The sequence below is a fragment of the Amycolatopsis albispora genome (assembly GCF_003312875.1).
Taxonomy (GTDB): domain Bacteria; phylum Actinomycetota; class Actinomycetes; order Mycobacteriales; family Pseudonocardiaceae; genus Amycolatopsis; species Amycolatopsis albispora.
The window spans coordinates 3174256-3194653 of record NZ_CP015163.1; the positions used below are offsets into that span (position 1 = coordinate 3174256).

Consider the following 20398-nt stretch of genomic DNA (forward strand, 5'->3'; position numbering starts at 1 on the left):
TCGATTACCCGAAGCTAGGGGTCAGTCGTCCCGGGTGTCAAGCACGGCCTGTCCGCGTGCCGAGAGCCGGTAGCCGACCGGCAGGCTTTCGGTCAGGCCCAGTTCCTTGAGCTTGCGGACGTCGGCCTTGAACACCGGCGTGGCCAGGCCGAACCGCTCGGCCAGCTCCGCCGCGCGCACCCCGGGACGCGCCGCGATCTCGGCGAGAAAGGCACGCGTCCACGGGCCCCGGCTGCTCATTTTGTCCTTCTTGTTCAGCTTGTCCAGCAGTTCGGCCAATTCCGCACCCACCGGCACCTCGTCCCGCAGTGCCACCCGCGGATCCGCGCCACCGGGCCGCAGCTGGATGCGGTAGACCTGCCCCTCCGGCCGCCGGCTCAGGAAATGCCGCAGTTCGGCGGTGTTTTCATACCCCGCCCGCCGGGCATCCTCGGCCGGGATGGCTGTCAACGCGATCGGGTCGACCGAGTCCACCGCCACCACGCCCAGCGCGGTGCGCAGGGTGCCGCCCGCGCGCACGGTGGGGCGGCGCCAGCGGCGGAAGGCGAGCGTGACCTCGCCGGACATGACGCGCTCGAGGGTCGCTCGTGGAATAAGCACGGAGCCTCCTTCGTCACCAACCGCCAAAGGACCCTGGACAACCGCACCCGAGACGGTCAGACTAACCCTCGTTCGTCTACGGTACGTGTTGAGTTATGTGCGTTCTGTGTCGATCTTTGGTGACTTGACACACAATAGCGGCACGAGAACGCACGAACCCGCACACGCAGGATAGTCTGGGTGCATGTCTGTGGCGCTGGAGACCGTACTGGCGAAAGCCGGGCTCAAGGTGGACGCGACCGAGTTCCTCACGCACGTGGAGGACGCGGCCCGCAAACTGTCCCCGCCGAATCCGGACCCGTCGGATTATTTCTCCGCCGAGCAGCGCGACGCGCTCATCGACGTCGGGCTGGACCTCGCGCCGCAGTCGGAGAGCGAGCCGGACATGCGAGCCAGGACGGTCGCCGCGCACGCGGTGCTCGCCGACTCGTCGCTGACCGTGCTCGCCGCCGCCGAGCGGCTGGGCGTGGACGACAGCCGCATCCGGCACAAGATCAAGGACCGCAGGCTGGCCGCGTGGAAGGCGCAGGGCGGCTGGCGGCTGCCGTCGTGGCAGTTCACCTCCTCCGGGCTGCTGCCCGGGCTGGACGTGGTGCTGCGCGCGGTGCCCGAGGACCAGCCGCCGCTGGTGGTGGCCGCGTTCATGAGCACCCCGCAGCCGGACCTGGTGATCAACGACCGGCCGGCCACTCCCCGGCAGTGGTTGCTGGCGGGTGGTGATCCCGAGCCCGTCGCCCGGCTGAGCGAGACACTGGGCACCCCCGCCTGAGCGCTCACGCCAGCTCACCTGTCCGCACGAGAAAGTGTTGAACCCCACGCATGGCCAGGCTCCCCCTGCCACCCGCGCGTGCCGTCCTGGTCAGGGAACTGCGGCGCACCGAGGACATCGTCGCGGTGCACCCGGCGACCAGGCTGGTCCGCATCTTCACCGCGCACGGCAACCACCCCCAGCAGTGGAACTCGTTCCGCTACACCGGTCCCCTGCCGCACGGCCGCTTCGACCAGCAGCGGCCGGGCCGCGGTGGGGTGCCGGTGACCGACCAGAAGAACGGCGTGCTCTATTTCGGGCTCACCGTCCGCACGAGCGTCGCGGAGGTGTACCAGACCACGTCCACCGTGGACCGCAAGACCCGCGGCCCGCGCCTGGTCGTGGTCCGGCCGACGCGCACCCTGCGCCTGCTTGATCTCGGTGGCCTGTGGCCGACCAGGGTCGGGGCGTCGCAGGAGATCTCCAGCGGGCCGAAGAAGATCACCCAGGCCTGGGCGCGCGCCATCCGCTCGGCCTTCGGTGACCTCGACGGGCTGTGGTACCGCTCTTCGATGGACTCCGGCGACCCGGCCCTGTGCCTGTGGGACCCCCCGGCGGGCGGTGCGCTGCCGCTGAAGCCGGAGGTCCTGCTCCCACTGGACCACCCGGGGCTGGACGTGCCGCTGGGCCGCGTGTGCCACGAACTCAACTACGACATGGTCAACTGACCGCGGCCCGGCGGGCTTGAGCGCTGGGGCCTAGGCGCTCACCACGACGTCGCGGTCGCCGAACCCGGCCACCACGCGCAACCGCCCACCGAGCGCGGCGATGTAGCGGCGGATCGTGTCCAGCTCCATCTGGGCGAGGTCGCCGTTCTCCAACTGGCTCACCCGCGGCTGGCTGATCCCGATCCGCCGGGCGAGTTCGGCCTGGCTCACCCCGGCTTGCTGCCGAAGCTGTGCCAGCCGGAAGCCGACGAGGTAGGCGTCGGTGGTCTCCCGTGCGGATGCCCGCGCTTCCTCGACATCCCGCCCGGCGGCGCGATCTCGCTCTTCCTTCTCAGCCTTGACTTCCCGCCAAGATCGGCTCATGTCCCCGCCTCCTCCAGCCCGCGCAGATGTTGGTCATACCGCCGTTCGGCCACCGGGATGTTCGCGGTGTACCACCCACGCCAGTCACCCGCCTTGTCCCCGCCCACCAGCAGGATCGCCCGGCGGCGCGGGTCGAACGCGAACAGGATCCGAACCTCCGTGCTTCCACCAGATCCGCACTGAGCGGATCCACCTCGCACATCTGGGAGCGCAACTTCACGCGATGGGGTGGGCGGAAACTACGGCAGTGGACGTGAGTAGCGGATCTCCACAGCGGAGCCGTCGGCGAACTTGGTGGCTTGGGTGACCTCGTCGCACCGCCAGCCGTGGGCTTCGTAGAACCGGCGCGAAGGGGTGTTCCGCTCGAAGACCCACAGCACGGCGCGCGAGAAACCGCAGGCGGCCAGGTGCGCGACGGCGGCTTCGTGGGCGGCGTGGCCCGCGCCGGTGCCGCGCCATTCGGTGGCGGCGTAGAGCGCGCCCAGCATGCCGGGCTCGCGCTCCCCCAGCACGCCCGCGTAGGCCCCGATCTCACCGTCCGCGTTGACCGCGGCCAGCATCGTCGTCCGTTCGGTCGAGGCGGCGACGCGGGCGGCGAACATCTCCTCCCACTCCGCCAGGTTCAGCGCATCCAGGTAGTCGTCCGGCAGGATGCCGCGGTAGGCCGTCCGCCAGCCGCCGAGGCAGATCGACGCCAGCCGCGGGGCGTCGGCGGCGACGGCCCGGCGGACGGCCCACCGCCCGGTCACCGCAGGTACCGCCCCCACCAGTCGAGGACCGCCTCGAACCGCTGCACCCGGTGCCGCGGCCGCCCCGACCGGCTCAGTTCGTGGCCCTCACCGGGGAACAGCAGGAACTCCGTCTCCACCCCGTTCGCCCTCAGCGCCACGAACAGCCGCTGCGCCTGCTCCACCGGGCAGCGCCAGTCCTCTTCGGAATGCACCACCGCGAACGGGATGCCGATCTTCGCCGCGTAGGTGAGCGGGCTGCGTTCGCGCTGCACCTCCGGATCGGTGCCGACGTAGCACTCGACGAACTCCCAGCCGATGTCCGAGCTGCCGGCGAACGAGTCCCACGCGTTGACCGCCCGCTCGCTCCACGCCGCCCGGAACCGCTCACCGTGGTGCGCCGAAAGCCAGGTGGTCATCAGCCCGCCGTACGAACCACCCATCACGCCAACGCGCGAAGAGTCCAAATCGGACCGTTCCAGCGCGGCGTCGAGAAAGCTCAGCAGATCCGTTACGTCCACAGTGCACAGTGCGTGGACGATGGCCCTGCCGTGCGACTCGCCGTACCCGGCCGAGCCGCGCGGGTTCGCCATGACCACCGCGTACCCGGCCGACGCGTACACCTGCGCCTCGTCGAACAGCGACCACTCGTACGGCGCGAACGGCCCGCCGTGGACCACCAGCAGGACCGGGTGCGGGCCCTCCCCCTCCGGTAGCACGACCCAGCCGTGCACCTGGTGACCGTCCGACGCGGTGGCGGTCAGTTCCACCGCCGGGCGCACCTTTTCCCGCAGCGGGGCGGAGAACTCGGTGAGCGTGCGAGCCTCGCCGCCCTCCAGCAGCACCACCTCGCCGGCGTCCACCGGCGAAGCCACCACCGCGGCGATGCGGTCACCGTCCACAGTGAACCCGCGGACGGCGGCCTTCTCACCGAGCAGACAACGGAGGTCGGCGAGCTTGGCCAGGTGCGCGTCCGACGGCACCGCCCGCAGCTCGGCCGCGCCCCGTGTGCGGACGACCACCAGCACCTCGTCCCCGAGCAGGGCCGGTCGTCCCGCGCCGCCGTCGGTGTCGACGGTCTCGGCGTCGGTGAGCCGCCGCGCGGTCGCGGGTTCGCCGTCCGTGCGCAGCGGCGCGGCCCACAGACCGCGGTTGCGCACCATGTCGGGGCCGGTGAATTCCAGGCCGTGGAAGTAAACCGTGCCGTCGGCGGTGACCAGCGGCGCCGCCGCGTCACCTTCGGTGCGCACGGCGAGCACCGGCTCACCGCCGTCCACGGGCACGGCGTAGAGATCGGCGTTCAACGTCTCCACGCGGCCCCAGTCACGCGGCGCGACCACCAGCACGAACTCGCCGTCCGGGGTCCATTCCGGATCGTGGACGTCCACCTGGTGGTCGGTCAGCGGCGACAGCTCGGCCGGTTCCTCGACCTCGGTGTCCACCACGAACAGTCGTTGTGGACGGTCACGCAGGAAACCGATGTCGTCGATGCGGTAGTCGAACCGGGTGATCCGGCGCGGCGCCTCGGCCGCGGCCTCCACGGTCCGGCCGTCGGCGTCGGGCGTGCCGTACCGCCCCGGTTCGGGAACCCGGGCGGTGAAGGCGATCCGCCGGGAATCCGGCGCCCACCGGAAAGCCTCGACACCCAGCGGCACGTCGGTGACCGCCCTGGCCTCACCACCGTCGGCGGGCATCACGTGCAGCTGGGCGCCGCGCTCACCGGTCACCCTCAGGAAAGCGACCCGCGTCCCGTCCGGGGAGATGGCCGGGGCGCTGTCACGCGGACCGTGGGTCCACGGCCGGTCACCGCCGGCCGGGCTGATGCGGCGAACCACGCCGTGGGCGCGGTTCGCCGCCAGGTCCGGCTTGGACAACCCGGTCAGCAGCAGTTCCCCGTGCAACGCGGGCGAATGGGGCGCGGTCAGCAGTTCGATGTCAGTCGGAAGCACGCTGCCGACCGTACAACTTCGACCGGCCCCAGCGGCGGAATCAGCGCTCCGGCTGGGCGTCGGCCGCCTCGCGGCCCTCCGCCTCGCGCTCCGCCGCCTCGCGCTCCTCCGGCGACTTCGCGTTCAGCTCCAGGTTCGGGCCCTTCGCCGACTCCGGGTCCTTCTTCGCCTTGCGCAGGCTGAGCACCGTGGTCAGGGTCAGCACGGTGACGATCACACCGAGCGAGACCCAGTTGTTGATGTCGAGCCAGTCCGGCACCAGGTGGTACTCGTGCAGCGCGTGCAGGAACAGCTTGGCACCGATGAAGCCGAGGATGATCGCCAGCCCGTAGGACAGGTAGACCAGCTTGGTGACCAGGCCGCCGAGCAGGAAGTACAGCTGCCGCAGGCCCATCAGCGCGAAGGCGTTCGCGGCGAAGACCAGGTAGGCGTCCTGGGTGATGCCGAAGATGGCGGGAATGGAGTCGACCGCGAACAGCAGGTCGGCGCTGCCGATGGCGACGATGACCACGAACATCGGCGTGATCCAGCGCTTGCCGTCGCGCTTGACGAAGGACTTGTGGCCCACGTAGTCGTCGGTGACCGGGAAGATCTTGCGGACCATCCGGGTGACCGCGTTCTCGTGGTACTCCTCGTGCTCGTCGTTGCCGCGCACCATGCTGACGGCCGTCCAGATCAGGATGGCGCCGAACAGGAAGAACACCCAGACGAACTGCGCGATCAGGGCCGCGCCGATGGCGATGAAGGCACCGCGCATGACCAGCGCCAGCAGGATGCCGATGAGCAGCACCCGGTGCTGGTGGATCGCGGGCACCTTGAACGAGGACATGATCACCATGAAGATGAACAGGTTGTCCACGCTGAGCGAGTATTCGGTGATGTACCCGGTGAAGAATTCGACGCCGGGATCGTGGCCGCCGAACACCCACACGCCGATCCCGAACAGGACCGCGCAGGCGACGTAGAAGGTGACCCACCGGGCGGCTTCACCGGTTGTCACCTGGTGTGGCTTGCGATCGACGACCACGAGGTCGATGGCGATCAGGACCAGCAGGCCACCGATCGTCGCGATCCATAGCCACAATGGAACCGTCATGAAACTACCCTCCGGTATAGCGGGGACGACCAACCACTACCCGGAGGTCTCTTCCACCGGTTCCCGAACCGGCCGATGGCGCCGGGCGCCACTGAGGACGGCCGTGCTGACGACGCCACCGCGAAGGAATACTCCCCTCCACGTGCTTGACCATCTTCGCCGTTGAGCGGGACAAACGCCAGCCGGGGTCACCAGTGTCACCGAATTGCCCGGCGTAACGTGCGTCACGTCCGAGCAACCAGATACCCACAGGACACTCTCAGCAAACGTCCCATACGGTCACCCTGTGCCCCGAATTCCACTACTCCGAGATACGCCGCCCCGGCGACGGCGGGTGATCGCGCTGGCGCTGGTCGCCGTGATCGCCGCGGCCGGTGTGCTCGTCTGGTCGCAGACCGGTGAAGAGGCCTCCCCGGTCCGCACCGAAGATGCCACCGTCGAGGTCGCCGCGGCGCCCGGTTCGCCCGATCGTGTGCGCCTGGACACCACCCTGTACCTCCCCGAGGTGACCCCCGCGCCCGCTGTGCTGATGCCACACGGTTTCGGCGGCAGCAAGAACAGCGTGGACGCCGACGCCCGCGAGATGGCCGAACGCGGTTTTGTCGTGCTGGCCTGGTCGGCGCGTGGTTTCGGCCGCAGCACCGGGCAGATCGCGCTGAACGACCCGGACTACGAAGTCGCCGACGCGCAGCGCCTGCTCGACAACCTGGCCCAGCGGCCGGAGGTGCGGACCGACGGTCCCGGCGACCCCCGCGTCGGCGTCACCGGCGGGTCCTACGGCGGCGCGCTCTCGCTGCTGCTCGCCGGGATCGACAAGCGCGTGGACAGCATCGCGCCGGTGATCACCTACAACGACCTCGGCCAGGGCCTGATCCCGAACTCGGCGACGCCGGCCACCTCGGCGGCCGGCACGCCGGCGGAGAACGCCTTCGCCCCGGACGGGGTGTTCAAGCGCTCCTGGGCAGGCATTTTCTTCTCGGCCGGTTCCGGCGGGGCCAGCTCGGGTGAACCGGGCAACGAGGCACCCGAGGCCGGTCAGGAACAGGACGACGACGCGCCCGGCGGCGGCATGGGCGGTGGCCAGGACAGCGCGGCGGCGGCCGGTGCCGTGGCGGGCGCCGGTCAGCCCGGCGGCCAGGCCGGTCAGGGCGGCCCCGGCGGCCCGCCCGGCGCGGGCAACCCGTGCGGCCGGTTCACCGAAGCCGTCTGCCGTGCCTACGCCGACGTCGCCGCGACCGGCAAGGCCGGGCCGGAGACGCTCGAGCTGCTGCACCGCGTGTCCCCGGTGTCGGTGACCTCGAACATCACCGCTCCCACGCTGCTGGTGCAGGGCGAGCGCGACACGTTGTTCGGGCTGGACCAGTCCGACGCCACCGCGCGGCAGATCGCCGCGGCGGGCGGCAAGGTCAAGTCGATCTGGTACGCGGGCGGGCACGACGGCGGCCGCCCCGGCCCGAAGCTGCGGGCGCAGATCGCCGACTGGATGGCCTTCCACCTCAAGGGTGAGGGCAGCGACCCCGGCACCGGCTTCACCTACGACGTCCAGGGCGCGCTGCGCGCGGACGGCGCGCCGTCGGTCCGCACGGTCGAGGCCGCCGCCTACCCCGGCATCGGCGCCCCGCCCGCGGAACGCAGGCAGATCCCGCTGCTGGGACAGGAACAGCCGATCGTGAACCCGCCGGGCGGCAATCCGGCGGCGGTCAGCGGCATCCCGGGGCTCAACGGTGTCGCGGCCAGCTCGTCGCGCCTGGCCGGGCTGTTCTCGGTCGAACCGCCTGGTCAGTCGGCGCGCTTCGCCTCCGCACCGGTCGACTCGCAGGTGCTGGTCACCGGCTCGTCGACGGTCCGGCTGCGGGTCGCGGCCAACGGCCCGGTCCCGCCGGAGGGCGCGGTGCTGTTCGCGAAGCTGTACGACGCCAGCCAGGACGGCACGCGCACGCTGCCGGGCAACGCGGTCGCGCCGATCCGCATCCCGGCGCTGCCCGCGGACGGCTCGGCCACCGAGGTCACCGTGACGCTGCCGCCGATCGTGCGGCCGGTCGAGTCCGGGCACTCGCTGGTGCTCGTGGTCAGCACGACCGACCAGGCCTACGCCACGCCGGTGCAGCCGGCCACCTACCGGGTTTCGCTCGCCGAGGGCAGCGCGCTCGAGGTGCCGGTGGTGCCGGGCACGGCGGTCAGCGCGGGCTGGCCGGTCGGGCAGGTGCTGGGCATCGCGGGCACGCTGATCGCCGCGCTGGTGGTGGCCGTGATCGCGGGCATCCGGCGCAAGCGGTCACACGTGCTCGACGAGGACCTGGCGGACACCCCGCTGGTGATCGAGAACCTGACGAAGTCGTACCCGGGCGGGCTCACCGCGGTGAAGGACCTGTCCTTCCGCGTGGAACCCGGCCAGGTGCTGGGCCTGCTCGGGCCGAACGGCGCCGGGAAGACCACCACGCTGCGCATGCTGATGGGCCTGATCTCGCCGAGTTCCGGAACCATCCGCGTGTTCGGGCACACGGTCACCTCCGGGGCGCCGGTGCTGTCGCGGATCGGTTCGTTCGTGGAGGGGTCCGGCTTCCTGCCGCACCTGTCCGGCCAGGACAACCTGCGGCTGTACTGGGACGCCACCGGGCGGCCCGCGGACAAGGCGCACTTCACCGAGGCGCTGGAGATCGCCGGCCTCGGCGACGCGGTGCACCGCAAGGTCCGCACCTACAGCCAGGGCATGCGGCAGCGGCTGGCGATCGCCCAGGCCATGCTCGGCCTGCCGGAGCTGCTCGTGCTCGACGAACCCGCCAACGGGCTCGACCCGCCACAGATCCACCAGATGCGCGAGGTGCTGCAGCGGTACGCCGCGACCGGCCGCACCGTGGTGGTGTCCAGCCACCTGCTCGCCGAGGTGGAGCAGACCTGCACCCACGTGGTGGTGATGCACCGCGGCAGGCTGGTCGCCGCGGGTGAGGTCAACGACATCGTGGCGGCCGGCGGCGAGGCGACCTTCCGGGTGGACCGCCCGGACGCGGCCGCCGAGACGCTGCGCGAGGCCGGAGTGTCCGATGTGGACATCGAAGGCAGGCTGGTGCACGCCGACCTCGGCGGCATGGAGCGGGCCGACGCGGTGGCCGTGCTGGTCAAGGCGGGCATCGCGGTCGAGCAGGCCGGGCCGCGGCGGCGGCTGGAAGACGCGTTCCTGCAACTGGTCGGAGAGGAGGCGAACGCATGAGCAAGGCGGAGAAACTGGCCGAGGCCAATGACGCGGTCGACCACGGCGTGCACACCGATCCGGCCGCGCTGCAGGAGCTGTCCGACGCGGCCAGCGCCGAACCCACCGAGGTGGGCGCGGACGGTGCCGTCGCGGGTTACCGCGCCGGGCGCACCCTGCGGCTCGGCGTGGAACTGCGGCGCCAGCTCAAGCGGCGGCGCACGCAGCTGGTGCTCGGCCTGGTCGCGCTGCTGCCGTTCATCCTGGTGATCGCCTTCGAGATCGGCGAGGCGAACCCGAACCGGCGCTCGGGCGGGTTCGTCGACCTGGCCACCGCGAGCGCGCCGAACTTCGTGGTGCTGGCGTTGTTCGTCTCGGGCACGTTCCTGCTGCCGATGATCGTGGCGTTGTTCTTCGGCGACACCATCGCCAGCGAGGCGTCCTGGTCGAGCCTGAAGTACCTGCTCGCCATCCCGGTGCCGCGGCACCGGGTGCTGCGGCAGAAGGCGATCGTCTCGGCACTGCTCTCGGCGATCGCGCTGGTGCTGCTGCCGCTGGTGTCGTTGCTGGTCGGCGTGGTCTGGTACGGGGCGGGTGACGCGATCAGCCCGACCGGCGACGCGGTCACCTTCGCCGACAGCCTGCTCGCGCTGGGCATGGCGATCGTCTACATCGTGATCCAGCTGGCCTGGGTGGCCGGGCTGGCGCTGCTGCTCAGCGTGCTCACCGACGCGCCGCTGGGCGCGGTCGGCGGCGCGGTGCTGGTGGCGATCGTGTCGCAGATCCTCGACCAGATCACCGCGCTCGAGGACCTGCGGAACTACCTGCCGACGCACTACTCGTTCGCGTGGATCGACCTGATCTCCACGGACATCGACTGGTCGAACATGGCCAGCGGGGCGTTGTCCTCGGTGTTGTTCGGCACGGTGTTCGGCCTGCTGGCGGCGCGCCGGTTCGCCACGAAGGACATCACCAGCTGAGGTGGTCGTGCACGAAGCCCCGGTCGTCCGCGCTGGACGGCCGGGGCTTTCGCATCCGGACAGCCGATTGCCCACCGCGGCCCGGTTCTGTGAAGATTCGGCGATGCGCAGGTTCGGGGCCGCGGTGGCGGCGTTGCTGATGGCTGTGGTGGTCGCCGCACCTCCCGCGCGGGCGGCTGAGGACATCGCCGACGCTTTGCGGCGGATCCCGGGGCTGACGGTGGTCGCCGAGGCGCCCGCGCCCGAGGGGTTCCGGTTCTTCAAGCTGACCTTCACCCAGCCCGCCGACCACCGGCAGCCCGGCGCGGGCACGTTCGAGCAGCGGCTGACGCTGCTGCACCGGGACGTGCGCGCGCCGATGGTGATGTACACGAGCGGGTACAACGTCTCGGAGAACCCGAACCGGTCGGAGCCCACGCAGCTGGTGGACGGGAACCAGCTGTCCATGGAGTACCGGTACTTCACGCCGTCGCGGCCGGAACCGCCGGACTGGGACAGGCAGCTGACCATCTGGCAGGCGGCGACCGACCAGCACCGGGTGGCGGTGGCGTTCAAGGGGATGTACGGGGCCCGCTGGCTGGCCACCGGCGGGAGCAAGGGCGGCATGACCGCGACGTACTTCCGGCGGTTCTACCCGTCGGACGTCCAGGGCACCGTCGCCTACGTCGCGCCGAACGACGTCATCGACCGGCATGATGTCTACGACCGGTTCCTGTCCACTGTGGGCGATGACCCGGCGTGCCGGGAAGCGTTGCGCGCCAACCAGCGCGAGTCGCTGAAACGCCGGGACGAGCTGGGCGCGCTGGCTTCGGCGGAGGCGGCCGAGAAGGGCTACACCTTCGACATCGTCGGCTCGCAGGACAGGGCGATGGAGATCGCGATCATCGATTCGTATTTCACGTTCTGGCAGTACCAGAAGCAGTCGGACTGCGCTTCGGTGCCGGGGCCGTCGGCGTCCACGGCGGAGATCTTCGAGTTCTACGTGAAGGTGGAGAGCCTGAACACCTACGCGGACCAGGAGCTGGCGCGGTATGTGCCGTACTACTACCAGGCGGCGGTGCAGCTGGGCATGCCCGCTTCGTACGAGCGGCACCTGGCTGACCTGCTGCGCTACCCGGGCTCGAACGTGGCGGCGACGTATGTGCCGGATTCGGTGCGGTTGCCGCGGTTCGACCACCTGGCGATGCCGGATGTGGACCTTTGGGTGCGCACGCGCGGTTCGCAGCTGCTCTTCGTCGATGGGGAGAACGACCCTTGGAGCGCCGAGCCTTTCCGGCTGGGCTTCGGTTCGCGGGACTCGTACCGCTATGTGGTGCCCGGGGGCAATCACGGTGCGAAGATCGCGCAACTCCCACCTTCGGAGGCGGCCGCCGCCACGGCCACGGTCCGGCGGTGGGCCGGGGTCGAGGCCCCCGCCGCACGGTTGGCTCCCCCGTCACTGGACGCCGACCCCCTACTCGAAACCCGACCACGCCTCTGACTCTCGCCGGGCGCGCACCGGACACCTCCGACGCTATGAATGTGGCTTTCATAGCGTTTGGCGCAATGAAAGCCACATTCATAGCGCAGCCGCTGCCCAACTCGAGCCGGGCCGCCGCAGCCGGGACACGAATGTGGCTTTCGGGGCGGATTTCGCCCCGAAAGCCACATTCGTGTTCATGCTGCGCCCGGTCCCCTTGGCGCGAAGCGACATTCGAAGCTGTGGCGAGCGGGCGCTGCCAAGGCGGGGCCAGCCACAGTCCCCCTTCCCCGCCCCGGTCCACAGCCAAAGACACGGCGAAGAACTCGTTGTCAAGGTACTCTTTCCAGCCTTGACAACGAGTTCTTCGCCGTCGTCACCATGAAAAACCGGGGTGGACCCGCCGAGATCAGCTGATCGGGGCGGCGCACAGGCCAAGTTCGCCAACCGCCAGGCCCTGCAGCGGGCCGCGAACCGCCGCGTCCTCAGGCAAGGGCACCATCGGATGCACCGGCCCCCGTGGCCCGGCGGAGCAACGGACACCCAACCGCCCGGCACAACCCCGGCTGCGGGACGCGCTGCCCGGGCAGCGAACCGGGGTGCACTGCCGGACGGATCCATCGAACCCAAGCCGCAGGGTGCGTTGCCCGGCACGCCCATCGCACCGAGCCGCGGGACGCGCTGCCCAGACCGGCCCATCGCACCGGGCCGCGGGACGCGCTGCCCAGACGGGCCCATCGCACCAAGCCGCGGCGGGCGCGGTCCAGGTAAGCCCATCGCACCGAGCCGTAAGGTTCGTGCACGGGCGGCTCCATCAGGCCGGACCGTGGACGCGCCCAGACAGGCCCTCCGGATGGGCCCGCCCGAAAGCGCCTGCCGGGGTTACTTGATGCCGGCGGCGTCCATGCCTCGTAGTTCCTTCTTCAGGTCGGCGACCTCGTCTCGCAGGCGCGCGGCCAGTTCGAACTGCAGGTCCCGCGCGGCCTGCATCATTTGGTCGGTCATCGACTGGATGAGGTCCGCCAGCTCCGCGCGTGGCATGCCCGCCACGTCCTTGTCCACCAGCACACCCGAGCTGCGGCCCCCGCCGCCCTGTTCCGGCTTTTTGCCTCGCGAGGCGTTGCGCCCCGAACCACCGACGGCGACCTCCTCCGAATCCTCGGCTTCCGAGTACACCCGGTCCAGGATGTCGGCGATCTTCTTCCGCAGCGGCTGCGGGTCCACCCCGCGCTCGGTGTTGTAGGCGATCTGCTTCGCCCGGCGGCGGTTCGTTTCGTCGATCGCGTGCTGCATCGAGTCGGTGATCTTGTCCGCGTACATGTGCACCTGACCCGACACGTTCCGCGCGGCCCGCCCGATGGTCTGGATCAGCGACGTCCCACTGCGCAGGAAGCCTTCCTTGTCCGCGTCCAGGATGGCCACCAGCGAAACCTCGGGCAGGTCCAGCCCCTCCCGCAGCAGGTTGATGCCGACCAGCACGTCGAAGTCACCGGAACGCAGCTGCCGCAGCAGCTCCACCCGCCGCAGGGTGTCCACTTCGGAATGCAGGTACCGCACCCGGATGCCCAGCTCGAGCAGGTAGTCGGTGAGGTCCTCGGCCATCTTCTTGGTCAGCGTGGTGACCAGCACCCGCTCGTCCTTCTCGGCCCGCTCGCGGATCTCGTGCACCAGGTCGTCGATCTGCCCCTCGGTCGGCTTGACCACCACCTCGGGATCGATCAGCCCGGTCGGCCGGATCACCTGCTCGACGAACTCACCACCGGTCTGCCCCATCTCGTACGGCCCCGGCGTCGCCGACAGGTACACCGTCTGGCCGATCCGGTCGGAGAACTCCTCCCAGGTCAGCGGCCGGTTGTCGGTGGCACTGGGCAGCCGGAAGCCGAACTCCACCAGGTTCCGCTTGCGGGACATGTCGCCCTCGAACATGCCGCCGATCTGCGGCACCGTGACGTGCGACTCGTCGATGACCAGCAGGAAGTCGTCCGGGAAGTAGTCGATCAGGGTGGCCGGGGCGGACCCGGCCGGGCGGCCGTCGATGTGCCGCGAGTAGTTCTCGATGCCCGAGCAGAACCCGACCTGGCGCATCATCTCGATGTCGTAGCTGGTCCGCATGCGCAGCCGCTGCGCCTCCAGCAGCTTGCCCTGCTTCTCCAGCTCGGCCAGCCGCTCCTCCAGCTCGGCCTCGATGCCCTGGATCGCCTTCTCCATGCGCTCCGGCCCGGCCACGTAGTGGGTGGCCGGGAAGATGCGCACCTCGTCCAGCTCCTGCACGATCTCGCCGGTCAGCGGGTGCAGGTAGTACAGCTTGTCGATCTCGTCGCCGAAGAACTCGACCCGGATGGCCAGCTCCTCGTACGCCGGGATGATCTCCACGGTGTCCCCGCGCACCCGGAAGGTGCCCCGCGCGAACGCGATGTCGTTGCGCGTGTACTGCACGTCGACCAGCGCGCGGAGCAGGGTGTCCCGCTCGACCTCGGCGCCGACGGCCAGCTTCGTGGACCGGTCGAGATAGGACTGCGGCGTGCCCAGGCCGTAGATGCAGGACACGCTGGCGACCACGATCACGTCACGCCGCGAGAGCAGGTTCATCGTGGCCGAGTGGCGCAGCCGTTCGACGTCGTCGTTGATCGACGAGTCCTTCTCGATGTAGGTGTCCGTCTGCGCGATGTACGCCTCGGGCTGGTAGTAGTCGTAGTAGCTGACGAAGTACTCGACCGCGTTGTGCGGGAAGAAGTCGCGCAGCTCGTTCGCCAGCTGGGCGGCCAGCGTCTTGTTCGGCGCCATCACCAGCGTGGGCCGCTGGACCCGCTCGATCAGCCAGGCGGTGGTCGCCGACTTGCCGGTACCGGTGGCACCGAGCAGCACGACGTCCTTCTCACCGGCCTTGATCCGCCGCTCCAGCTCGTCGATCGCCGCGGGCTGGTCGCCGGCGGGCGCGTAGTCGCTGACCACCTTGAACCGCCCGTCGGCCCGGGGGACCTCGGAGACGGGGCGGAACTCGGACTGCGCCAGCACGGGGTGTTCGGTTGCGAAAGCCACGGGTCCAGGGTAGGCGCACCCACCGACAGTTTCAGATCCGCAGGTCGGGCCGGACTCAGCAGTCGCACCCGCAGTCGCAGCAGTCACAGCTGTCGCACCAGGCGTCGTGCGGCTTGCCGCTCCACGGCCCCGGGTACGGGTCGCGGCAGCAGTTCTGGCAGCTGCAGCACTGGTAGAAGGCGACCAGGCAGCCCAGCACCGCGTTCCGCCTGCGCGGCGGCACCCGGAACTTCGGCACCCAGCAGCAGCCACCGTCGCCGTCGTGCGGGCCGGGGCCGCGCTTCTTGTTCTTCTTGGGCGGCTTGCCGCCGGGACCGGTCGCCCCCGGCGGGCCGGGTGGCGGCCCCGGCTGCCCGTACGGTCCGTAGTGCCCGGGGTGCCCGTACGGCGACTGCCCGCCGGGGTGGTGCGCTTCGATCTCCAGGTGCCCGAAGGTCCGGCGGACCGCCTGCTCCAGCTCGTGCACCAGCAGCGCGTGCACCAGCTTGCCGTTTTCGAAGCTCGCCTCCCGCATCGCCAGCCGCACGCCGAGCACGGCGTCGTCGCAGTGGCGGCGCACCTCGGCCACGGTCGCGCCGGTGGCCAGCAGCGGGTTCCACGCGCCGGTCTCGGTGTCCTCCGCCAGGTCCTCGACCGCGTCGAGCAGGTGCGCCGCCCGGCCGAACAGCCTACCGACCTCGGTCAGCGGCGCCACGTTGCCCGGCCGCCCGGCCAGCACCGCGGTCTGCGCGAACGCGGCCGCGGTGGCCTCCTCGGTCGGCTCGGTGGCCAGCAGGACCGGGTCGCCGAGGCGGACCGCGCGCTCGACCTCGCCCTGCCGGTCCACCGCCTCGGTGAGCACGGCGGTGTCGAAGCCGATCCGCGAGCCGGTGCGGCTGCCCTGCTCGGCCCAGCGCGACGCCACCCGGCGGGCCGCGCCCGCCACCGCCTTGCGGCCGAACGCGCCGTCGCCGTCCTCGACGTGGTCGCTGACCTTCGCCGACGCCAGCACCAGCGAAACCGCGGCCGCCAGCTGTGCCCCGGACCCGCGCGCCACCGACGTCGGGCGCATCGCGCGCAACGGGCACGGCCCGGCGTCGCGGCGGCCGTCCGGCCTCGGTGACTGCGCCTCCACCAGCGCCGAGATGACCAGGCCGTCGTAGTTGGTGACCACGCGCGCCAGCTGCCCGTGCTCGTCACGCAGCGCCAGGCAGAGGCCGCACAGGTGCGCCAGCCAGTCGGCGTGCAGGCTTTCGGACAGGCGGTGGCGGCAGGGCCGGATGATGCCGAACATGTGCTTCCCCTCGATCTTCCCGGCCAGACCCTAACCGGGAAGATGGGCCGATGAGCGCACATCCGCCCAAAGTGGAGACCTTCGACCCGGACAACGCCGAAAACACCGACAACAAGGGCATCGTGCGGGAGGTCGAACGCTTCCAGGTCGAGTCCTACGGGCTGTACATGGCGCGTCACGCGCCCGGCCGCGCGCAGTTCCACTACCTCGAGTCGTGGCTGCTGCCCGCGCGCGGGTTGCGGATCACCGACTTCTGGTTCAGCCCCGGCCACGAGCGCGACCAGGACTTCTACCTCGACGTGGTGGAGGTGGAGACGGACGGGCGGATCTGGCGGGCGACCGATCTCTACGTGGACATCGTGCTGCGCGACGGCGATGGCCTCGAGGTGATCGACACCGACGAGCTGCTCGAAGCCACCGTCGCCGGGCTGGTCACCGAGAAGGCCGCGCAGCGTGCGCTCGAAACCACGTACGCCACCGTCGAAGGCCTCGCCGCGCACGGTTACCGGCTGCGCGACTGGCTCGGCTCCGGCGGTGAACACCTGACGTGGCTGCGGAAGTGACCGGCTGGCCGTCCACTGTGGAGGACGCGGTGGCGGTGCAGGAACGGCTCGCGCCCTCGGTGCTCCGGGAGGCGCCGCCGGGCTGGACGTGGCCGCGGTGACCGGGCTGGACCTGGACACGCTGGCCGTCGTGGACCAGGCAGTGGTCGAGGGTGAAGTCGATTTCCCTTACGTACCAGGGTTGTTCGCCTTCCGCGAGTTGCCCCCGCTGCTCGGCGCGCTGAAAAGCTCGGCGGTCACGAACCGCCCGGACCCGAGCGCGGCGCGTGGTCGCCGCTGTATGACAGCGGTGAGGTGGTCGGCCGCGCACTGCTCCGCCTGACCCCGCGCTTCCGCCTGCCGGAGACCACGCGCATCGCCGACCGCCTGTCCCGGGGCTGAGCCGCCGGTCCACCGATCGGTGGATGCGCGGCACCCGCCGGTGGACCGTTGTTCTGGCCGCCGAGGCGATCCGGAAACCCCCGCTCCCCCGCCACTCTGGTGGCACACAGGGAAAGGGGACGCGCCGATGCCGATCATCGAGGTATCCGGGCTGCACAAGCGCTACGGGGAAAAACGGGCGGTGGACGGGGTTTCGTTCACCGTCGAACGCGGGGAGATCTTCGGCATCCTGGGGCCGAACGGGGCGGGCAAGACCACCACGGTCGAATGCCTGGAAGGGCTGCGCCAGCCCGACGAGGGCACCATCTCGGTGCTCGGGCTCGACCCGCGGCGGGACACCGCCGAGCTGCGCCAGCGGCTCGGTGTGCAGCTCCAGGAAAGCGAACTGCCCGAGAAGCTGAAGGTGCGGGAGGCACTGGACCTCTACGCCTCCTTCTACCGCAACCCCGCCGATCCGGACCGGCTGCTGGCCGACCTGGGGCTCACGGACAAGCGGGACACCGCCTACAAGAAGCTCTCCGGCGGGCAGAAGCAGCGGCTGTCCATCGCGCTGGCGCTGATCGGCAGCCCCGAGGTGGCCGTGCTCGACGAGCTGACCACCGGGCTGGACCCGCAGGCCCGCCGCGACACCTGGCAGCTGATCGAGGACATCCGCGCCGGCGGCGTGACCATCGTGCTGGTCACCCACTTCATGGAGGAGGCCGAGCGGCTCTGCGACCGGATCGCGGTGATCGACTCCGGCCGCGTGGTGGCCATCGACACGCCGGCCGGCCTGGTCGCCGGGGTGGACGACGAGCAGCGCATCCGGTTCCGCCCGTCGGCGGCGATCGAGGACGAGGCGTTCACCGCGCTGCCCGAGGTGCGCCGGGTCGACCGGCAGGGCGGTGTGGTGGTGGTCACCGGCACCGGGAACCTGCTGCACGCGGTCAGCTCGGTGCTCGCGCGGCGGCAGATCATCGCCGGTGAGCTGCGCGTGGAACAGACCACTTTGGACGACGCCTTCGTGGCGCTGACCGGCCGGAAGCTGGAGGACGCGTGATGCGCGCACTGGGGAAACTGACCGCGGTCGAGGCGAAGCTGTTCCTGCGCGACCCCGGCGCGGCGATCGTGGTGCTCGGCGTGCCGGTCGCGCTGCTGGTGGTGTTCGGCTTGGTGCCGGGCGCCCGGCAGCCGTCGGAGGACTTCGGCGGCAAGGTTCCGCTGGATACCTTCATCGCGCCGCTGTCGGTGGCGGTCCTGCTGGCCATGCTGGCGCTGACGATGTTCCCGACGGCGATGGCGACCTACCGGGAGAAGGGCGTGTTGCGGCGGTTGTCGGCCAGCCCGGTGCCGCCGGTCCGGCTGCTCACCGCGCAACTCGTGGTGAACCTGGCCGCGGCGCTGGTGGTGGTGCTGCTCATCGTCGGCTTCGGCGCGGCGGTGCTGAGCATGGCGCTGCCCGCCAATCTCGGCGGCTTCCTGTTGGTGGCGGTGCTCGGCACGGGTGCGTTGTTCTCGGTGGGCCTGCTGATCGCGGCGCTGGTCCCGACCGGGCGGACCGCGGGCGGCGTCGGTGCCGCGGTGTTCTTCCCGATGCTGGCGCTCGGCGGGGTGTGGGTGCGCAAGGAGGACCTGCCGTCCTTCCTGCAGCCGGTGGCCGACGTGCTGCCGCTGGGCGCGACGCTGAACGGCATGCGCGAGACCTGGTCCGGGGGCAGCCCGGAGCTGCTGCAGCTCGCGGCGCTGGTGGTGGTCGCGCTGGTCTGCGGTGGGCTCGCCGCCCGGTTCTTCCGCTGGGAGTGAGCCGGTGACGACCACGTTGGAGGCGCGGGCGGACGAGGCGGTCCGCCCGCTCGCCAAGGGGCCGGTGTTCGCCGTGGCCGGCGCGATGGCGGCGGTGTTGCTGCTGGTCAACGGCCGCTACGGGTACTTCGGCGACGAGCTGTACTTCCTGGCCGCGGGCAGGCACCTCGACTGGGGCTACGCCGACCAGCCGCCCGCGCTGCCGTTGCTCGCGCACCTGATGGACCTGCTCGCGCCCGGTTCGGTGTGGGCGCTGCGGCTGCCCGCGGTGCTGGCGGTGGTGGCGTCGGCCGTGCTCACCGCGCTGATCGCCCGAGAGCTCGGCGGTGGCACGCGGGCGCAGGTGCTGGCGGCGGGCGCGTTCGCGGTCAGCATGCAGTTCCTCGGCAGCGGCCACTACCTCGCCACGTCCACAATGGACCCTTTCCTGTGGACGGTGGTGCTGTGGCTGCTCGTCCGGTGGCTGCGCACGCGGTCCGACGGGCTGCTGCTCTGGGCGGGCGTGGTCACCGGGCTGGCGCTGAACGTCAAGTTCCTGATCCCGGCGTTCTGGGTGGTGGCGCTGCTGTTCGCGGCCTGGCTCGGCCCGCGTGAGCTGCTGACCAGGCCGAAGCTGTGGCTGGGCGCGGGTGTCGCGGTGCTGGCCGCGGTGCCGACCGTGCTGTGGCAGGCGGCGAACGGCTGGCCGCAGCTGGAAATGGGCGAGGCGATCGGCGACGAGAACCCGGACAAGGTGGCCGCCGCGCTCGCCTACCCCGTGCTGGCACTGGCTTCGGCCGGGCTGGTGGTCGGTGTGGTGCTCGTCCTTTACGGACTGTGGCGACTGCTGCGCACCCCGTCGCTGCGCTTCCTCGGCTGGACCTTGCTGGCGCTGACCGTGTTGTTCGCGGTGGCGGGCGGTCGCTTCTACTACGTGGCCGGCCTGTTCCCGCTGTGCTGGGCGGTCGCCGCGGTCCACCTCGAGGCCGGGCGGGCGCGGCGGTGGTGGCGGTGGCTGGCGACCTGGCCGGTGTACGCGCTCAGCGCGGTGATCGCCGTCCCGCTGACCCTGCCGGTGCTGCCCGCGCACGTGCTCGACGCCAACCCCGGCCTGCCGCGGCCGCTGTTCACTTCGGCCGAACGCGGCTGGCCGGAGTTCGCCGACGCGGTGGCCGCGGTCCATCGTTCGCTGCCCCCGGAGCAGCGGGCGCGGACGGCGATCGTCACGCAGGTGTACTGGCAGGCCTCCGCGCTGGACCACTACGGCCCGGAACGCGGCCTGCCCGAGCCGTACAGCGGCAACCGCGGGTACTGGACGCTGGCCACTCTCCCGGCTTCGGCGGACACCGTGCTCTACGTCGGCGCGGACAGCCCGGTGCTGCGGGCGCACTTCGCGCGGGTGGACCAGGTGGGCGTGGTGGACACCGGACTGCCCGCCCCGATGTTCACCCAGGGCGTGCCGATCTGGCTGGCCACCGGGCCGTCGGCGCCGCTGCCGCAGCTGTGGCCGTCGTTCCGGGACCTGCGGCTGTGATCGTGGCGG

General features: G+C 71.0%; 18 protein-coding genes. 10 read left to right on the forward strand and 8 right to left on the reverse strand.

All coding sequences use genetic code 11. From position 1 onward, the window contains the following. Nucleotides 1–21: 21 nt before the first annotated feature. Complete coding sequence (locus A4R43_RS14765) at nt 22–600, reverse strand: ASCH domain-containing protein (RefSeq protein WP_113692862.1); 579 nt, start codon at nt 598–600, stop codon at nt 22–24. Nucleotides 601–784: 184 nt separating this feature from the next. On the opposite strand from A4R43_RS14765, the gene A4R43_RS14770 reads away from it, so the two are divergent. Beyond that, nucleotides 785–1369, forward strand: coding sequence for a MerR family transcriptional regulator (locus A4R43_RS14770; protein ID WP_113692863.1), 585 nt, complete (start codon nt 785–787; stop codon nt 1367–1369). A 50-nt stretch (nt 1370–1419) separates the two neighbouring features. Then, nucleotides 1420–2076, forward strand: coding sequence for an RES family NAD+ phosphorylase (locus A4R43_RS14775; RefSeq protein ID WP_113692864.1), 657 nt, complete (start codon nt 1420–1422; stop codon nt 2074–2076). 30 nt (nt 2077–2106) lie between these two features. Here the strand turns inward: A4R43_RS14775 and A4R43_RS14780 are convergent, their stop codons facing one another. From A4R43_RS14780 to A4R43_RS14800, 5 genes are read right to left on the reverse strand one after another with little or no spacing between them, the layout of a single operon-like run. Continuing rightward, nucleotides 2107–2439, reverse strand: coding sequence for a helix-turn-helix domain-containing protein (locus A4R43_RS14780; RefSeq protein WP_113692865.1), 333 nt, complete (start codon nt 2437–2439; stop codon nt 2107–2109). Beyond that, complete coding sequence (locus A4R43_RS44610) at nt 2436–2639, reverse strand: type II toxin-antitoxin system RelE/ParE family toxin (RefSeq protein WP_113692866.1); 204 nt, start codon at nt 2637–2639, stop codon at nt 2436–2438. Before A4R43_RS44610 ends, A4R43_RS14780 begins: the two co-directional genes overlap by 4 nt. Nucleotides 2640–2678: 39 nt before the next feature. Beyond that, a complete protein-coding gene (locus A4R43_RS14790) occupies nt 2679–3188 on the reverse strand; it encodes a GNAT family N-acetyltransferase (protein ID WP_113692867.1) in 510 nt (169 codons plus the stop codon). Next, nucleotides 3185–5116, reverse strand: coding sequence for a S9 family peptidase (locus A4R43_RS14795; RefSeq protein WP_113692868.1), 1932 nt, complete (start codon nt 5114–5116; stop codon nt 3185–3187). The genes A4R43_RS14790 and A4R43_RS14795 overlap by 4 nt, the downstream gene beginning before the upstream one ends. Before the next feature lie 40 nt (nt 5117–5156). Further along, the gene (locus A4R43_RS14800; RefSeq protein WP_113692869.1) at nt 5157–6212 is read right to left on the reverse strand and encodes a TerC family protein; all 1056 of its coding nucleotides are present in this window, start codon (nt 6210–6212) and stop codon (nt 5157–5159) included. A 286-nt stretch (nt 6213–6498) separates the two neighbouring features. Between A4R43_RS14800 and A4R43_RS14805 the strand changes: the two genes are divergently transcribed. The 3 genes from A4R43_RS14805 to A4R43_RS14815 all read left to right on the forward strand — a co-directional run bounded on the left by A4R43_RS14805 (nt 6499) and on the right by A4R43_RS14815 (nt 11859). Further along, complete coding sequence (locus A4R43_RS14805) at nt 6499–9420, forward strand: alpha/beta fold hydrolase (protein WP_113692870.1); 2922 nt, start codon at nt 6499–6501, stop codon at nt 9418–9420. Then, a complete protein-coding gene (locus A4R43_RS14810; protein WP_113692871.1) occupies nt 9417–10379 on the forward strand; it encodes an ABC transporter permease in 963 nt (320 codons plus the stop codon). Before A4R43_RS14805 ends, A4R43_RS14810 begins: the two co-directional genes overlap by 4 nt. A gap of 103 nt (nt 10380–10482) precedes the next feature. Continuing rightward, nucleotides 10483–11859, forward strand: coding sequence for a S28 family serine protease (locus A4R43_RS14815; RefSeq protein ID WP_113697603.1), 1377 nt, complete (start codon nt 10483–10485; stop codon nt 11857–11859). Between the two features lie 861 nt (nt 11860–12720). Here A4R43_RS14815 and uvrB read toward each other — a convergent pair. After that, nucleotides 12721–14877 (reverse strand): excinuclease ABC subunit UvrB, encoded by a 2157-nt coding sequence (gene uvrB, locus A4R43_RS14820; RefSeq protein WP_113692872.1) that lies wholly within the window; start codon nt 14875–14877, stop codon nt 12721–12723. A 55-nt stretch (nt 14878–14932) separates the two neighbouring features. Beyond that, nucleotides 14933–16150 carry a DUF5685 family protein gene (locus tag A4R43_RS14825; protein ID WP_113692873.1) on the reverse strand — a complete coding sequence of 406 codons (1218 nt, stop codon included), beginning with the start codon at nt 16148–16150 and terminating at the stop codon, nt 14933–14935. 50 nt (nt 16151–16200) lie between these two features. Between A4R43_RS14825 and A4R43_RS14830 the strand changes: the two genes are divergently transcribed. From A4R43_RS14830 to A4R43_RS14850, 5 genes are all read left to right on the forward strand, one after another. After that, nucleotides 16201–16713, forward strand: a complete 513-nt coding sequence (locus A4R43_RS14830; RefSeq protein WP_113692874.1) for a ribonuclease FAU-1 family protein — start codon at nt 16201–16203, stop codon at nt 16711–16713. 97 nt (nt 16714–16810) lie between these two features. Then, the gene (locus A4R43_RS44615; protein WP_335645155.1) at nt 16811–17035 is read left to right on the forward strand and encodes an endonuclease V; all 225 of its coding nucleotides are present in this window, start codon (nt 16811–16813) and stop codon (nt 17033–17035) included. Nucleotides 17036–17221: 186 nt separating this feature from the next. Beyond that, nucleotides 17222–18133: an ABC transporter ATP-binding protein gene (locus A4R43_RS14840; protein WP_113692875.1), complete on the forward strand. Its 912-nt coding sequence runs from the start codon at nt 17222–17224 to the stop codon at nt 18131–18133. Then, nucleotides 18133–18876 (forward strand): ABC transporter permease, encoded by a 744-nt coding sequence (locus A4R43_RS14845; RefSeq protein ID WP_113692876.1) that lies wholly within the window; start codon nt 18133–18135, stop codon nt 18874–18876. Before A4R43_RS14840 ends, A4R43_RS14845 begins: the two co-directional genes overlap by 1 nt. 85 nt (nt 18877–18961) lie before the next feature. Beyond that, a complete protein-coding gene (locus tag A4R43_RS14850; RefSeq protein ID WP_113697604.1) occupies nt 18962–20389 on the forward strand; it encodes a glycosyltransferase family 39 protein in 1428 nt (475 codons plus the stop codon). Nucleotides 20390–20398 lie beyond the last annotated feature (9 nt).

Excerpts from the sequence above, each read along its gene's own strand:
- A4R43_RS14770 (WP_113692863.1), top strand. The coding sequence starts at position 785 with ATGTCTGTGGCGCTGGAGACCGTACTGGCGAAAGCCGGGCTCAAGGTG.
- A4R43_RS14810 (WP_113692871.1), top strand. The coding sequence starts at position 9,417 with ATGAGCAAGGCGGAGAAACTGGCCGAGGCCAATGACGCGGTCGACCAC.
- A4R43_RS14775 (WP_113692864.1), top strand. The coding sequence starts at position 1,420 with ATGGCCAGGCTCCCCCTGCCACCCGCGCGTGCCGTCCTGGTCAGGGAA.
- A4R43_RS14780 (WP_113692865.1), bottom strand. The coding sequence starts at position 2,439 with ATGAGCCGATCTTGGCGGGAAGTCAAGGCTGAGAAGGAAGAGCGAGAT.
- A4R43_RS14815 (WP_113697603.1), top strand. The coding sequence starts at position 10,483 with ATGCGCAGGTTCGGGGCCGCGGTGGCGGCGTTGCTGATGGCTGTGGTG.
- A4R43_RS14825 (WP_113692873.1), bottom strand. The coding sequence starts at position 16,150 with ATGTTCGGCATCATCCGGCCCTGCCGCCACCGCCTGTCCGAAAGCCTG.
- A4R43_RS14850 (WP_113697604.1), top strand. The coding sequence starts at position 18,962 with ATGGCGGCGGTGTTGCTGCTGGTCAACGGCCGCTACGGGTACTTCGGC.
- A4R43_RS14800 (WP_113692869.1), bottom strand. The coding sequence starts at position 6,212 with ATGACGGTTCCATTGTGGCTATGGATCGCGACGATCGGTGGCCTGCTG.
- A4R43_RS14840 (WP_113692875.1), top strand. The coding sequence starts at position 17,222 with ATGCCGATCATCGAGGTATCCGGGCTGCACAAGCGCTACGGGGAAAAA.
- A4R43_RS14830 (WP_113692874.1), top strand. The coding sequence starts at position 16,201 with ATGAGCGCACATCCGCCCAAAGTGGAGACCTTCGACCCGGACAACGCC.
- A4R43_RS14845 (WP_113692876.1), top strand. The coding sequence starts at position 18,133 with ATGCGCGCACTGGGGAAACTGACCGCGGTCGAGGCGAAGCTGTTCCTG.